Below are 13,086 nucleotides of genomic sequence, written 5' to 3'. Positions count from 1 at the left end.
TCTGATGATCGACATTTTCATCTCGGTCCATTTACTCCGCATCACTTCACGCCCAGATATCCTTATCCCCCCTGAAACCCGAATAAACACAACAAAAAAACACCGTCCCCGCAGCTCTATATCTGCAAAAACAGTGCCTTTAGTGCGTCTTCAGGGGTTCGAACCCTGGACACCCTGATTAAGAGTCAGGTGCTCTACCAACTGAGCTAAAGACGCTTATTTAATTGTTTGTCTTTCGTTTTTTGTTTCGTTCGTTCCTCAAGACATGTTGTATTATACGTTATGATTTGAAGAAAGTCAACACCTTTTTTTAATTTTTTTTATTTTTTTCTTTTTTATTTTTTATATCTTCATTTGATGCAATTTTGTTCAGTGATTTTTCTATTTCTGACAGCGAATTTCTGATCTGAAATGCCTGGCTTTTGACGCCGCGTTTTACACTGTTGAGATTTCGCCGGAATGAGTTGGATTTTCTTTTTTTCAAACCTTATCTTCCCCTCTTTCTTTATACAGATCAGGCAGCTTCTCCTGCAGATTCGTATATTCCTGCCTGACGCTCCCTCTTATTCATTATATGAAAACAGGCCGATCTGTTTACAGATCAGCCCGATAAAACAACCTTCTATATTAATATTAATGCAGAATATCTATGCGTCAGATAAGCTTTGATATCAGATACCTTCTGAGAACCACTTAACCTTACCTCTTCTATTTTTGTCTGATCACCATCTTACAGATCGGATTGCCCATGGAAGAAAACTTCTCCTCATACTCCGTCATCACATTTCCCTTCACCAGCTCCTCATCATGATGAAGATCAAACGTACAAACCTCCAGGTTCCAGTCAGACTCCTTCACCTCTTCCAGGGAAAATTCAAACAATCCACGGTTATCTGTCTTAAATTCCACAGTACCCTCTTTTTTCAGGACCTGCTCATACCTCTTTAAAAACTCTCTGGAAGTCAGTCTTCTCTTGGCATGACGGGCCTTCGGCCACGGATCGGAAAAATTCAGATAAATCCCGTCAACCTCATCCTTCTCAAAAATCTCCGGCAAAAGCCTTGCATCCACACGGATGAACACCAGATTTGAAAACTTCTCCCCGGCCTCCTCAAGCTCCTCCCTCTTCTGAAGTGCCCGAAGCAGCACACTGTCATACATCTCGATCCCAACATAATTCCTCTCAGGATGCAGCCGCGCCATATCCATCAGAAAACGCCCTTTTCCCATACCAACCTCAAGAAAAAGCGGTCTCTTCTCCCCAAAAACACTCGCCCATTCCCCTTTAAACTTCTCCGGTTCATCAATCACCCAGTCACACTCCAAAATCGCATCCTTCGCCCCGGGAATATTACGTAATCTCATAAATAACCTCCAAATTAATCTTCCTATAATATACAAATCAAATAACTACCTCTCGCAGCCAGCAAAAGCAATCTATAACAATTCCCCAAACCAATGAAACCACTATAATACATCCGCCACCAGCCACACAAACCAGAATACCTGCACAAATCCAAAAAATCATCATTCCTCTTCCAGAATATCCGATAAAACACCCTGTGCAAGGCATCCCAATATTCAACTATACATGTAACCCCCACCCCGCCGCAAGCAAAAAATAAAAAAAATCCTCAACCAAGCAACAACAAAAACGCCTCGCTGTCCATCCCAACACCATCCGCATCCATATACACATCCTCTCAACCAGGCGACAGCAACGCGCCTCGCCGTCCACCCCCCAACACCATCCGCATCCATATACACATCCTCTCAACCAGGCGACAGCAACGCGCCTCGCCGTCCACCCCCCAACACCATCCGCATCCATATACACATCCTCCCAACCAGGCGACAGCAACGCGCCTCGCCGTCCACCCCCCAACACCATCCGCATCCACACACATCGGCTCAACCTCACACATCCAACACAGCAGCATACATACACAAGTCAACAACCTCACACCACCACAACCAAGAACTCCTAAAAAAAGCCCGAGGGGTGTGCAGAGGGGCCATGGCTTTATGGCCCCTTTGCGGTTTTCCTCTTTTCCCACAAAAACCCAAAAAATATCTTTTTACCCACATTTCCCTCAAAAGTTTGCATAAAAATTAACAAATTTTTAGTTGTTTTTACCATAAAAAAGGTGTATCATATAAAAATCAATTATAAACAATAAACAAACAAGGAGGGCGCTATGGAACAAATCCTAAATAAGCTTTCGGAAATCGAAGCTACAGCCAATGCCATCATGCAGGACGCTGCGCGACAGAAACAGGCTCTCTCGGAAGAAGCAGAAAAACAGACGAAGGAATTCGACGCTTCACTTGAAAAAGAAACCAGCGACGAGATCCGGAAGATCCGTGAAGATCTGGCCCGCGAGAAAGACGCCCGGATCAATGAGCTTCGTGCAGAAACCGAAGACCAGCTATCCAGGCTGGATGCCTATTACGAAGCCCATCACGAAAGTCTTTGCAGTGAGCTGTTTCAGAAAATAACAGGCATCACCGAAACCTGAAGGGAAAGGAAGTGATTCAATGGGCTCTGTCCTCTCATACAGCGGACTCTCCACCAAGATCCGCGCCATGCAGAGCAGGCTTGTGACAGATGAGCAGCTGGAAGAAATCGTTCAGCTTCCCAATGTCCCCCAGGTAACAGCCTACCTGAAACGGACTCCCGAATATCAGAATATCTGGTCCGGTCTCGATGAAAATGATCTTCACCGCGGACAGATAGAAAAACTCCTGAAGAAATCCATCTTCCTGAATTTTTCAAGGCTTTACCACTTTGCAAATCAGGAACAGCGAACGTTCCTGTCGCTTTACTCAAAGCGTTATGAGATCCGCGTCCTGAAAGAGATCATGACGAATCTCTTTGACCACCGGGACACCAATCCCGTAGATATTTCTCCCTACCGCGATTTTTTCAGACATCATTCCAAGCTGGACATTGACAGGCTTACCGCCTGCACCAATATGGATGAATTCATTGCGGCACTGAAGGGAAATGATTTTTTTATTCCGCTGTCTCAGGTCAACGAACGTGGAAATGCCACGCTTTTTGACTTCGGCATGGCACTTGACCTTTCGTATTTTTCACAGATCTGGAATGTGCGGAAGAAGCTTTTCAAAGGTAACGATCTGAAACAGATCACCAAGGCTTACGGTGAAAAATTCGATATGCTGAACCTGCAGTTCATCCAGCGCTCCAAACGCTGCTTTCAGATGGAACCGGCTGCTATTTACGCATTGCTGGTCCCCATGAACTACAAGCTCCGCAAAGAGGAGATCACCACCCTTGTGGAGGCCCCTACACCAGAAGAGTTCCGTCGTATCTTCAATGGAACTTATTATGGTAAGAAATACGAACAGCTGACCGTCGCCAGTCTGGAAGAATTTTATAACTATATTCTTCGCAGCATACTGGAACAGGAAGCACGCAAGGATCCCTATTCCGTAGCAGTCATCTATTCCTATTTATATCACAAAGAACATGAAGTCAACCGTCTGACCATTGCCCTTGAATGCGTGCGCTATGGCGTGGACCCAGAACAATCCCTGCGTTATATACGCAACGGTTAATAACCAGGAGGTAGCAACGTGATTGAAAAAATGAATTTTCTGAGCATCACCGGTCCCAAGGCAGATATCGACCGGGTTGTAAACACCTACCTGTGCAAGTACGAGATCCATCTGGAAAACGCTCTCTCAGAGCTGACCACAGTAGAAAGTCTGACGCCTTTCCTGGATGTCAACCCCTACAGAGATGCCTTAAATTCCATCAATACCATTTATGAGGAGCTGAAAACTCCTCCGTCCACTTCCAATAGAAGCCCGGGTATTGAAACAGCACTTTCCACAGTAAAGGAGATCCGCTCCCAGGCGGATCAGCTCCAGAAGGAACAGTCCGAACTGGAAGAAAAATGTTCCTCTCTGGAAGAATCACTGCGGATCATATGTCCCTTCCGAAATATTGATTATGATATTTCATCCATACTTCATCTGAAGTATATCCATTTTCATTTCGGACGTATCGAGAAACAGTATTATGAGAAATTCAAGAAATATATTTACGACAATCTGAACACGATCTTCCTTAAATGCGATGAAGATGACCAATACGTCTGGGGCGTTTACTTCGTACCGAAGCATGAAGCGCACAAAATTGATGCCGCCTACTCTTCTATGCACTTTGAGAAGATCTTTGTGCCGGATAATTATACCGGAACTGCCCAGCAGGCATTTTCAAGCGTAAGCAAACAATACGAGGATGCTCTGAAGCATCTGGAAGCACAGAAACAGAAATACCAGAGATTTCTTGCGGATCAGGCAGAAACCATCGTTACCGCCAGAAACACACTTCTTCAGTTTTCCAGAAATTTCGATGTCCGGAAAGCGGCAGCCTGCACCGGAAAGCATGAAAATTTCTATATTCTCTGCGGATGGATGACAGAAGCCGACACCAGAGCTTTTCAAGCCGAAATCTCATCCGACGAAAAAATCTTCTGCCTGGTAGACGGAGAAGATACCAATACGCCGGAACACGACCAGAACCATCAGCCGCCAACCAAGCTGAAAAATCCGAAGCTTTTCAAGCCCTTTGAAATGTATGTAAAAATGTACGGACTTCCCGCCTATGGCGAGATGGACCCTACCTGGTTTGTTGCCATCACCTACTCCTTTATTTTCGGAGCCATGTTCGGTGATGCAGGACAGGGACTCCTGCTCTTTATCGGAGGATTGCTCCTGTACAAGCTGAAGCATATCGATCTTGCCGGAATCATCAGCTGCGCCGGAGTCTTTTCCACATTTTTCGGTCTGATGTTCGGAAGTATCTTTGGATTTGAGGATGTCATACCTGCTCTGTGGCTGCGGCCTGTGGACAGTATGACGACCATACCTTTTATCGGAAAACTGAATACCGTATTTATCGTTGCCATCGGCTTCGGCATGGGAATCATCCTCCTGTGTATGGTTTTCAACATCATCAATTCCTTTAAAACGCATGATGTTGAAAAAACCTGGTTTGACACCAACGCTGTGGCAGGACTTGTATTTTATGGCTCCGCAGTTCTCTGCATCGGACTCTTTGTATCCGGGCATGCAGTTCCGGGTGGTGCAGTCCTTGCCATTATGTTTGGTTTACCGCTGCTTCTTATTTTCTTCAAGGAGCCTCTTACAAACCTGGTAGAAAAAAAGGCCGAGGTTATGCCAAAAGAAAAAGGCATGTTTATCGTACAGGGTATCTTTGAACTGTTCGAGGTTATCCTGAGCTACTTTTCCAATACACTCTCCTTCGTGCGTATCGGTGCTTTTGCAGTCAGCCACGCAGCTATGATGGAGGTTGTACTTATGCTTGCAGGCGCAGAAAACGGCAGTCCGAACTGGATCGTCATCATTCTCGGAAACCTGTTCGTATGCGCTATGGAGGGCCTGATCGTAGGTATCCAGGTACTCCGTCTGGAATATTACGAAATGTTCAGCCGTTTTTACAAGGGCAGCGGACGGAAATTCGAGCCGTTCTGCTCAAAAAACAAATAAAATGCCAGAGTCGGAACGCATTCTGATCCGGGCATTCAATTAAACGAATATTAAGGAGGTCATCATCATGACAGTCATTACACAGATCACAATCGCAGTTGCACTTGTACTCAGCATCATTCTTCCATTTGGTTATTATCTTCTCGGCGAAAAAAGCCGCGGCCGCTACAAAACAGCTCTTGGTGTCAACGCCTTTTTCTTCTTCGGGATCATGCTTGTTGCCATTGCAGTAACATTTGCAGGCGGAGCTTCCGTACAGGCTGCTACAGGCGCTGACGCAGGCCTTGCAACAGGTATGGGTTACATCGCAGCAGCACTTGTTACCGGACTTTCCTGTATCGGTGGTGGTATTGCCGTTGCCAGTGCGGCAAGCGCAGCACTTGGAGCGATCAGTGAGGATCAGAGCATCCTTGGTAAATCTCTTATCTTCGTAGGTCTTGCCGAAGGTGTTGCTCTTTATGGACTGATCATCTCCTTCATGATCCTGGGTAAACTTTGATATGAAAATGTATCTGATCAGTGACAATATTGATACTCTGACAGGAATGAGACTGGCCGGTGTAGAGGGTGTGATCGTTCATGAGCACGACGAGCTGAAGGAAGCTCTGGAGCGCACCATCGCAGACAAAGAGATCGGAATCATACTCCTGACCGAAAAATTCGGCCGGGAGTTTCCTGAGATCATTGATGATGTCAAGCTTCATCACAAAACACCTCTCATCATTGAAATTCCTGACAGACATGGTACCGGCCGCAGACCTGATTTCATTACATCTTATGTAAATGAGGCCATCGGATTAAAATTATAGGCAGGTGATATTATGACAATTGAAGAGAAGCTTAAACACTTCTATGACACCTCCGTGGACGAAGCACGCCGTCAGGCGGAAAAAGATGTCCGGGAACACAAGGAAGCCCTGGATGCCGCACTGGAGGAACATAAAAAAATGTCTCTGGGAAATGCTGCCAGTTCCCGCAAAGCCGAGATCGCAAACGCAAAGCGTGAGATCAACAAGGCACTTTCCGCAGAGCAGCTTCACATCCGGCGAAACTGGACTGCCAGACAGAGCCGCTTAAAAGAAAAACTTTTTGCAGATGTCCGGGTACAGATCCTGAAATTCATGGAATCTCCCCGCTATGAAGAATATCTTTGTACAAAGATCGAGGAAGCTGTCTGCTTCGCGGAACACGATGAGATCCAGATCTATCTTTCAAAAGAAGATGAACCCCGTCTGAAGTCTCTCACTGTAAAGACCGGTTTCCCGCTGAAGGTTTCCGATGAATCCTTTATCGGCGGGATCAAGGCGATAATCCCTGAAAAAAATATCCTCATCGACAATTCCTTTGAGGAAGGCTATCAGGCAGCTTACAGAGAATTCAAATTTGACGGAGGTCCAGCACATGAGTAAAACAGGTATTATCTACGGTGTTAACGGTCCTGTTATCTACCTCAAGGGCGACACCGGCTTCAAGATCTCCGAGATGGTCTATGTAGGCCCCGAAAAACTGGTTGGAGAAGTCATCGGTCTTAAGAAACATATGACGACCATACAGGTTTTTGAGGAAACTACAGGACTGAAACCCGGAGAAACTGTTATCGGAACAGGAGACGCTATTTCCGTTCTCCTTGGTCCGGGAATCATCCACAATATTTTTGATGGTATCCAGAGACCTCTGGCAGAGATTGCCCAGGCCTCTGGAAAATATATTTCCCGTGGTGTCAGCGTTGACTCTCTTGACACAGAAAAAAAATGGGAAACCCACATTACCGTAAAGGAAGGTGACGTCATCGGCGCAGGCACGGTTATTGCCGAGACACAGGAAACCGCCTCCATCCTTCACAAATCCATGGTTCCGCCCACGATCACACACGGAACCGTTATCCATGCAGCTCCTGACGGTGCCTATACCGTTCTGGAGCCCATTGTTACCATCCGCCTTGATGACGGAACTGAAAAAGAACTGGCACTTGCCCAGAAATGGCCGATCCGTGTTCCACGGCCGACCTACAAGCGTTTCCCGGCCAGCGTTCCGCTCCTTACCGGTCAGCGAATCCTGGATACCCTTTTCCCTATTGCCAAGGGAGGCACTGCCGCAGTTCCCGGCGGATTCGGAACAGGAAAAACCATGACACAGCACCAGATCGCCAAGTGGTCTGACGCAGATATCATCATCTACATCGGCTGTGGCGAGCGTGGAAACGAGATGACACAGGTTCTTGAGGACTTCAGCAAGCTGATCGACCCGAAATCCGGAAACCTGATGATGGACCGTACCACACTGATCGCCAACACCTCCAACATGCCGGTTGCAGCCCGTGAGGCTTCCATCTACACAGGTGTTACACTTGCGGAATATTACCGTGATATGGGTTATGATGTAGCGATCATGGCAGACTCCACATCCCGATGGGCCGAGGCTCTCCGTGAGCTTTCCGGACGTCTGGAGGAGATGCCTGCAGAGGAAGGCTTCCCTGCATATCTGGCAAGTAAGCTTTCCGCCTTCTATGAGCGCGCGGGAATGATGCAGAACCTGAACGGAACAGAGGGTTCCGTATCCATTATCGGTGCAGTTTCCCCTCAGGGTGGTGATTTCTCCGAGCCGGTCACACAGAATACCAAACGTTTTGTCCGCTGTTTCTGGGGACTGGACAAAGCTCTTGCCTATGCCCGTCACTTCCCTGCCATCCAGTGGCTGACCAGCTACAGCGAATATCTGGAGGACCTGACTCCCTGGTACAGAGAGCATGTCTCCCCGAAATTCGTTTATGACAGAAACCAGATCATGGCTATCCTCAACCAGGAAAGCTCTCTTATGGAGATCGTCAAGCTGATCGGAAGCGATGTTCTTCCGGATGATCAGAAGCTGACGCTGGAGATCGCCAGGGTTATCCGTCTGGGCTTCCTGCAGCAGAACGCTTTTCACCAGGAGGACACCAGTGTTCCTATGGAAAAGCAGTTCCTGATGATGGAAACCATCCTCTATCTCTACGAAAAGTGCCGTGCCCTTATAAACCGCGGCATGCCGGTTTCCGTGCTGAAGGAGGATAAGATCTTTGAACGTATCATCGCCATCAAATACGAGGTTCCAAATAAAGAGCCGGAGCGTTTTGATGAATATCATAAAGATATCGACCGCTTCTACGACAATGTACTGGAAAGAAACGGTTAAAGGAGGGATCAGTTTATGGCAATCGAATATCTTGGCCTGAGTGAAATAAACGGCCCTCTTGTTGTCCTTGAGGGTGTAAAAAACGCATCTTACGAGGAGATCGTGGAATTCCACATGGAGGACGGCACTCAAAAGATCGGCCGTATCGTGGAAATCTATGAGGACAAGGCCGTTATCCAGGTTTTTGAGGGAACTGACAATATGTCCCTCGGCAATACACACACACGTCTTACCGGACATCCTATGGAGATCGGGCTTTCTCCTGAGATCCTGGGACGTACCTTTAACGGTATCGGCCAGCCCATTGACGGGCTTGGCGAGATCACACCGGAGGTCAGCCTGAACATTAACGGGCTTCCGCTGAATCCGGTAACCCGTGAATATCCACGAAACTATATCAACACCGGTATCTCCGCTATTGACGGACTGACCACACTGATCCGCGGCCAGAAGCTGCCGATCTTTTCCGGTAACGGTCTTCCACATGATAAGCTGGCTGCACAGATCGTTCAGCAGGCTTCCCTGGGAGCAGACTCCGATGAAAAATTTGCCATTGTTTTTGCGGCAATGGGTGTGAAATACGACGTAGCGGAATTCTTCCGCAGGACCTTCGAAGAAAGCGGTGCGTCCGACCACGTTGTGATGTTTTTGAACCTTGCAAACGATCCGGTTGTAGAGCGTCTTCTGACACCGAAGATCGCCCTCACTGCCGCTGAGTATCTTGCTTTTGAAAAAGGCATGCATATCCTGGTAATCCTGACTGATATCACCTCCTTCTGTGAGGCCATGCGAGAGGTTTCCTCCTCCAAGGGTGAGATCCCTTCCCGAAAGGGTTATCCCGGATATCTGTACAGTGAGCTTGCAACCCTTTACGAGCGTGCGGGAATCGTCCGTGGCGGCACCGGTTCTGTAACCCAGATCCCAATCCTGACCATGCCAAACGACGACATCACACACCCGATCCCCGACCTTACCGGATATATCACAGAAGGCCAGATCGTACTGGACCGCCAGCTTCACGGTCAGGCGATCTATCCGCCGATCAATGTTCTGCCATCCCTGTCCCGTCTGATGAAGGACGGTATCGGTGAAGGCTTCACACGTGCTGATCATCAGGATGTTGCCAACCAGCTCTTCTCCTGCTACGCAAAGGTAGGCGATGCAAGAGCTCTGGCATCCGTTATCGGTGAGGATGAGCTTTCTCCGCTGGATAAGCAGTACCTTGTATTCGGAAAAGCCTTCGAGGCAGAGTTTGTAGGACAGTCAGAAACAGAGAATCGAAGCATCATCGAAACTCTGGATAAGGGCTGGGAGCTTCTTGGCCTTCTTCCAAGAGAAGAGCTCGACCGTATCGATACCAAAGTTCTGGATCAGTATTACAGAGAAACCGTCCGTTAGTGAGGTGATTTTATGGATCCGAATACCTTTCCCACCAAGGGAAATCTCATACTTGCAAAAAACTCTCTGGCTCTTTCCAAACAGGGCTATGAGCTTATGGACAAAAAGCGTAATATCCTGATCCGTGAAATGATGGAACTGATCGATCAGGCAAAGGATATCCAGTCCCAGATCGATGAGACCTTCCGTACCGCTTACGCGGCTCTTCAGAAGGCAAATATGGAAATTGGAATCGCTTTCGTAGACCAGATCTCTCATACCGTTCCTGTGGAAGATTCCATCCGGATCAAAACCAGGAGTGTCATGGGAACCGAGATCCCTCTTGTGGAATATGACAAAAAAGCAGGCAACACGCCGACCTATGCCTACTACAGCACCAAGCTGTCCCTGGACGAGGCCAAGGCAGCCTTCGAGCGTGTAAAGGAGCTGTCCATCCAGCTCTCCATGATCGAAAACGCCGCCATCCGTCTTGCCACCAACATCAAAAAAACCCAGAAGCGTGCCAATGCGCTGAAAAACATCACCATCCCCAGATACGAAACTCTCACCCGAGATATCACCAATGCTCTGGAGGAAAAAGAGCGTGAAGAGTTTACACGTCTGAAGGTGATCAAACGTATGAAACAAAATAGTTAAAAAAATCCTCCGCAGATCTTTCCGGTTCTGCGGAGGATTTTTTGGTTATCCACATTTATCCACACCTGAAAATGACTTTTCAACACCTTGCAGTGATCGTTTTAACTGGGCACTGTTCTTTTTTATCCTCATTTCCATACATCCGATAGTCCCCTTTTTAAATAGATTAGTTTTTCAAGAATTCATTTACTATTATCTGATTATTTGTTTTTATTCTTTTATATTATGTCTTTTTTGCAATAAATTTTATGATATTTAGAATTTAAAAATGTCAATAGTTTTAAAAACTTTTTTCCCATTTTTTACAATTTTATCATTTTACACAAAACATATGTTTAAATTTATTTATGTAAATCAGGTCATCCACATGGTTATCCTTGTGGATAATGTGGATAAATTTGTGCATAACTTGATTATTGGCGGATTTGCGGATTTTTGTCATGTGGAAAACTTTTTGGAAAGTTTTTCACTTATCCACCATGGTTCGACAAGTTTTGTGCATATTGCCAGAACGATCTTTTCAGGGCTGATATTGCCCGTATCCGCACGCACCTTTCTAATGTTGCCAATCCTCTCCGATTTTATATCAAGTCTTTCTTTTTGCAGCTTTTTATGGTGTTTCTCCTGCGTGCGGTCTTGACATCAGCACTGTTTTTTGTTAATGTGAAAACACTAAAACAACGTGTGGATTTTTCAGTTTTGAACTTTTTTCGCCACACAATCTGTCCGATTCGAGAAGACAGATTGTGTGGCTTTTATTATGCACAAAAAACACGCTCTGTTTTCCGCACCTGATATTCTTACGATTCTGATATAAAGGGGGATTTTTCATGAACAGCACATTTATGAAGGAAAAGCCTGTCGGCCCGCTGCTGGCATCCATGGCGCTGCCTATGGTCTTTTCCATGCTTGTAAACTCACTATACAACATTGTGGACAGCTTCTTCGTGGCACAGATCAGCGAGCAGGCCATGACCGCCCTGTCCCTTGTCTATCCGATCCAGAACATGATCAACGCCGTTGCCATTGGCTTCGGAATCGGAATCAACGCCAGAGTTTCCTATCACCTTGGCGCAGGGGACAAAAAAATGGCAGACACTGCCGCAACCCACGGATTTTTTCTGTCTGTGATCCACGGGATCCTGATGACTGTGATCAGCATCGCTGTTATGCCCGTATTCCTTCAGATGTACACCCAGGATGAAACCGTGATCCGGATGGGGCTGGAGTATTCTACCATCGTTTTCCTGTTTTCCACAGTAATTGCCATCAGCCTTTTCTTCGAAAAACTTTTCCAGGCTGTAGGACGGATGAAAGTATCTATGATCGCCCTGCTGGTGGGATGTATCAGCAACATCATCCTGGATCCGTTCCTGATCTGGGGAATCGGCTTTTTCCCGAAGCTGGGTATCCGGGGCGCAGCTCTGGCTACTGGCATCGGCCAGGTGCTCACCATTGCGGTCTATATGTTCTTTTATATCCTGAAGCCTATTCCTGTACGTGTAACGCCCAAAGCCCTGAAAACAAGCAAAGTAACGGATCTGAGCCTGTATGCCATCGGTGTTCCCGCGATCCTGAACCTGGCACTGCCATCGTTTCTGATCTCTTTTCTGAACTCCGTGCTGGCCGCTTACTCGGACAGCTATGTGGTGATCCTTGGCATTTATTACAAACTGCAGACCTTCCTGTATCTCCCGGCCAACGGAATCATCCAGGGAATGCGCCCGCTGATCGGTTATAACTTCGGTGCCCGTGAGATGAAGCGTGTGAAAAAAATCTTCCGGCTCACCCTGGAATCCAGCTGTGTGATCATGCTCTTTGGAACCGTTATCTGCCTCCTGGCATCCGGACAGCTTATGGGACTTTTCACAACTACCCCGGAAACCATTGCCGCTGGCTCCAGAGCACTGAAGATCATCAGCGCCGGCTTTCTTGTTTCTGCTGTATCCGTTACCACTTCCGGTGCCATGGAAGGCCTTGGAAAAGGCACGCAATCCCTTGTAATTTCCCTTTTCCGCTATGTGGTCGTTATCATGCCCACCGCATATCTTCTGTCCCATTTTATGGGTCCTGATGGCGTGTGGAACGCATTCTGGATCACAGAGGTGTTTACAGCCATCGTTTCTGTCATGATTTATCACAAAACGTTGAAAAAAGCCTGAGACTGCAAATGTCCGGCCCACCGGCCTGTTTGCAGCCACCTGCAGGTTTACGTCCCGAAAGCACAAAAAGCTTCGATCCACTCTCTGAGCACATCGCTCATCGATGAGAGTTAGATCGAAGCTTTCTTTATTAACCAAATCAGGAAAATCCCAAGAGTGATCCCTGATATCCTCTTGA

Annotated in this window: 12 protein-coding genes and 1 tRNA gene; 10 read left to right on the top strand and 3 right to left on the bottom strand. The window is 47.0% G+C overall.

The genetic code is table 11. The features are described 5' to 3' along the window. Window positions 1-143 precede the first annotated feature (143 nt). The 3 genes from BLP57_RS14185 to trmB all read right to left on the bottom strand — a co-directional run bounded on the left by BLP57_RS14185 (window position 144) and on the right by trmB (window position 1,365). A tRNA-Lys gene (locus BLP57_RS14185) sits at window positions 144-216 on the bottom strand. A 94-nt stretch (window positions 217-310) separates the two neighbouring features. Continuing rightward, window positions 311-484, bottom strand: a complete 174-nt coding sequence (locus BLP57_RS17885) for a hypothetical protein (RefSeq protein ID WP_173739392.1) — start codon at window positions 482-484, stop codon at window positions 311-313. A gap of 224 nt (window positions 485-708) precedes the next feature. Beyond that, window positions 709-1,365, bottom strand: coding sequence for a tRNA (guanosine(46)-N7)-methyltransferase TrmB (gene trmB / locus BLP57_RS14180; protein WP_092072632.1), 657 nt, complete (start codon window positions 1,363-1,365; stop codon window positions 709-711). An 833-nt stretch (window positions 1,366-2,198) separates the two neighbouring features. Here trmB and BLP57_RS14170 point away from each other — a divergent pair. From BLP57_RS14170 to BLP57_RS14125, 10 genes are all read left to right on the top strand, one after another. Beyond that, entirely contained in the window at window positions 2,199-2,519 is a 321-nt protein-coding gene (locus tag BLP57_RS14170; protein ID WP_021653134.1) for a hypothetical protein, read from the top strand. A 19-nt stretch (window positions 2,520-2,538) separates the two neighbouring features. After that, the gene (locus BLP57_RS14165; RefSeq protein ID WP_092072626.1) at window positions 2,539-3,582 is read left to right on the top strand and encodes a V0D/AC39 family V-type ATPase subunit; all 1,044 of its coding nucleotides are present in this window, start codon (window positions 2,539-2,541) and stop codon (window positions 3,580-3,582) included. 18 nt (window positions 3,583-3,600) lie between these two features. After that, window positions 3,601-5,541: a V-type ATP synthase subunit I gene (locus BLP57_RS14160; protein ID WP_092072623.1), complete on the top strand. Its 1,941-nt coding sequence runs from the start codon at window positions 3,601-3,603 to the stop codon at window positions 5,539-5,541. A gap of 67 nt (window positions 5,542-5,608) precedes the next feature. Further along, a complete protein-coding gene (locus BLP57_RS14155; protein WP_015525392.1) occupies window positions 5,609-6,040 on the top strand; it encodes an ATP synthase subunit C in 432 nt (143 codons plus the stop codon). Between the two features lies 1 nt (window position 6,041). Continuing rightward, window positions 6,042-6,350 (top strand): V-type ATP synthase subunit F, encoded by a 309-nt coding sequence (locus tag BLP57_RS14150; RefSeq protein ID WP_021653137.1) that lies wholly within the window; start codon window positions 6,042-6,044, stop codon window positions 6,348-6,350. Between the two features lie 12 nt (window positions 6,351-6,362). Continuing rightward, a complete protein-coding gene (locus tag BLP57_RS14145; RefSeq protein ID WP_092072620.1) occupies window positions 6,363-6,950 on the top strand; it encodes a V-type ATP synthase subunit E in 588 nt (195 codons plus the stop codon). Continuing rightward, the gene (locus BLP57_RS14140) at window positions 6,943-8,712 is read left to right on the top strand and encodes a V-type ATP synthase subunit A (RefSeq protein ID WP_092072616.1); all 1,770 of its coding nucleotides are present in this window, start codon (window positions 6,943-6,945) and stop codon (window positions 8,710-8,712) included. Before BLP57_RS14145 ends, BLP57_RS14140 begins: the two co-directional genes overlap by 8 nt. A gap of 15 nt (window positions 8,713-8,727) precedes the next feature. Beyond that, window positions 8,728-10,110 carry a V-type ATP synthase subunit B gene (locus tag BLP57_RS14135; protein WP_015525388.1) on the top strand — a complete coding sequence of 461 codons (1,383 nt, stop codon included), beginning with the start codon at window positions 8,728-8,730 and terminating at the stop codon, window positions 10,108-10,110. Window positions 10,111-10,122: 12 nt separating this feature from the next. Continuing rightward, entirely contained in the window at window positions 10,123-10,746 is a 624-nt protein-coding gene (locus BLP57_RS14130; RefSeq protein ID WP_059086266.1) for a V-type ATP synthase subunit D, read from the top strand. An 830-nt stretch (window positions 10,747-11,576) separates the two neighbouring features. Continuing rightward, entirely contained in the window at window positions 11,577-12,908 is a 1,332-nt protein-coding gene (locus BLP57_RS14125; RefSeq protein WP_092072613.1) for an MATE family efflux transporter, read from the top strand. The last annotated feature ends 178 nt before the right edge of the window (window positions 12,909-13,086 follow it).

Origin of the sequence: Blautia sp. SF-50, from assembly GCF_900101315.1 — a bacterium.
Taxonomy (GTDB): domain Bacteria; phylum Bacillota; class Clostridia; order Lachnospirales; family Lachnospiraceae; genus Blautia_A; species Blautia_A fusiformis.
This window is presented reverse-complemented; position numbering and strand designations above follow the sequence as displayed.